Origin of the sequence: Sphingomonas sp., from assembly GCF_030145815.1 — a bacterium.
Lineage (GTDB): Bacteria > Pseudomonadota > Alphaproteobacteria > Sphingomonadales > Sphingomonadaceae > Sphingomonas.
This window is the reverse complement of sequence record NZ_JAIXHL010000080.1, coordinates 1-2,626: the sequence shown is the minus strand read 5'-3', so window position 1 is coordinate 2,626 and position 2,626 is coordinate 1. Positions and strand designations below refer to the sequence as shown.

Here is a 2,626-nt window from a genome sequence, read left to right as displayed (position 1 = left end):
GCCTGACCCGTCTTCGAACACTCTCTCTAACCCTCATAATATCTGGAGTGAAATCATGGAAAACCGAAGGAAACCTGCGCCTCCCGCCACCACGCTCGACATAAACTGCGACTGCAAAGAATATCTGATCGACTATCTCGTAAGCGCCTTTCCGACACGTGTCATGCGAGTGTTTGTTGGCCCAGATGGCGAACCGCGCTCCGAGGTGATGGTCGACGAGGCCGGCAATGCCATGCATTCGACCGAGGCCTTGAGGGCGCGGGACGACTTGCTGGAACGTCTGTGTGCCATGCCGGCGATCCCCTGCGCGCTTGATGAAATCATCCGCCATTTTGGCCCCGAGAATGTCGCGGAGGTCTCCGGTCGGCGCCGACGGCTGCTGACAGAGTCCGGTGGCCGCCAGCGGCTGGAGGTCCGCAGTGCGCGATCCAATCTCGCCGAGGCCGACGCCTTCATGTCGGGGCGCAAGCAGATCCTGGTCTTTTCAGACGCCGGGGGAACCGGCCGCAGCTATCATGCCGATCGCCATTGCGGCTCCGCCGACCGTCGGCGCGTCCACTTCCTGCTCGAACCGGGCTGGCGTGCCTCGGCCGCCATCCAGGGACTGGGCCGGTCCCATCGCACAAACCAGACCAGCGCACCCATCTTCAGGCCTGTCACAACGGACTGCCGCGGCGAGCGCCGGTTCATCAGCACGATCGCACGGCGACTTGACAGTCTCGGCGCCTTGACCCGGGGGCAGCGGCAGACCGGCGGGCAAAACCTGTTCGATCCGGCGGACAATCTCGAAAGCGACTATGCGCGCGAAGCGCTGCGTCAATGGTATGAACTGCTTCATCGCGGCAAACTCACAAGTACTTCGCTCGCAGTATTTACCGCGGTGACGGGCCTTCGGTTGACCGGAGACGATGGAACTCTGCTCGACCGGCTGCCGCCGATCCAGCGCTGGCTCAACCGGCTCCTCGCGCTTCGGATCGCGACGCAGAATGCAATTTTTGAAGAGTATGTCGCGCTGGTCGATGCGCGAATCGACGCGGCCCGCGAAGCGGGCACACTCGATGTGGGTGTTGAGACAATTCTGGCCGAGCAGGTTTCAACGCTGGACGAGAAACTGTTGCGACGCGATCCTGTGACGGGTGCCGAAACCAAATTATGCCGACTCGAACTCCATCATCGGCGCAAAGCCTTGCCGCTGGCGATGCTCATGGCGGAATGGTCATGCAGCGCAGTTGGCTATCTCAGAAATACGCAATCAGGCAAGGTGGCGCTCAAGACGCCCTCCTCGGCCATTCTCGATGACGACGGGCGCGCTGTGCCGGTCTGGCGGTTGATCCGCCCGACCGGCAGCGAGCGCATGCGCGACGAACGGCTCTCGCAAAGCAGCTGGGTACCCTTGGACGAGGTCGAATTCCGCCGGTTGTGGCTGGCCGAATGTGCAGACATCGCTGCGCGCCCCGATATCGAGACGATCAACATCGCGACGGGGCTGCTGCTTCCTGTCTGGAACCGGCTTCCCGACGATGATGTCCGGGTGTGGCGCATCGCCGATACCGCGGGCGCCGCCCTGCTTGGCCGCATCGTTTCGCCGGGAGGCCTCGAGAAACTGGCCAAGGCCTTCGACATTGCGATTGCGGTAGCGCTGTCGCCCGCAGAGATGGTGAAGGCAGCCCGGTCGCGCGATGGGGTGCCGATCCCCGGTCTCACGCCCGCCCGGCTCGCGCGGGTGCAGGTCAATAGCGACATGCGCCTGGAAATCAAGGACTATCCGGGATCGCTTCGCGCGTGGCTCAAGTCGCTCGGATGCTTTTCGGAAATCATCTCTTACAAGACGCGCCTGTTCGTGCCGGTTGGGCGCGCCGAGGAGATCATCGCCGCCATTCTCAGCAATGAACACGACACTGTGGCCTTGCCATGACGCGCATGCCACGCGCGCATATTCGCTTCGCCAGAAAGGCTGGTCGCAGCGGCATTAGAGCGCTGTAGGTACTTGCCCGAGGTTGCTCGAGTTGAGAGTGTCGCTGGGCGGCGCATCTCCAAGAGAGCCGGGGTTCGGGAATTCTGACAGAGGCGAGGCCACATGTCGAAAGTTGGTGACATCTAAGCGTCAGATTAATCGTCTCGGTTGGTGAATTATTTTCCTCGATCCGGTTAGTTGCGCTTCAGGATGTGACAATGATGTCCGACGCTTCGGGCAAATCGGAGTCTTTCTTGGAATTGCGGAGGTGTCAGGTGACCCCGGAGCTCAAAGACGATCCTGCGACTGCCGAAGACCGTCGCGTGGGTGTGCGCGTCAGGACCGTGTTCCAGACAGCGCGGGTCGTGACCGAAGATCAGTCCCAATATCTCGGCTTGCTCCGTAACATCAGCCCCTGTGGAATGATGATCGAGACCTTTGTGCCGATCAGGACCGGCGCTCAAATCCTGATCGAACCCAAGATGTTCGATCCGGTAAGAGCCACCGTCAGATGGTCGGACGGAAGGCGTGTCGGGGTAGAATTGCTTAACAGGCCGTTGACGTAGTCGCCTTTTCGGCGGCGGGGCTCAATGTTCGCCAGCAGAGGCGGCGATGAGCAGGATGCCTGCTTGGCCTGCCGCCTGGCCGATGAAGGCAAAGAGCAGCGTGTTC

General features: G+C 61.5%; 2 protein-coding genes. Both read left to right on the top strand.

Features of this window, described 5'->3' with window-relative positions; genetic code table 11:
• Positions 1–1,915, top strand: a 1,915-nt coding sequence (locus KYX69_RS23110; protein ID WP_367280225.1) for a strawberry notch C-terminal domain-containing protein, incomplete at its 5' end; no start/stop codon positions are given.
• A 314-nt stretch (positions 1,916–2,229) separates the two neighbouring features.
• Positions 2,230–2,520, top strand: a complete 291-nt coding sequence (locus KYX69_RS23105) for a hypothetical protein (RefSeq protein ID WP_300501681.1) — start codon at positions 2,230–2,232, stop codon at positions 2,518–2,520.
• The last annotated feature ends 106 nt before the right edge of the window (positions 2,521–2,626 follow it).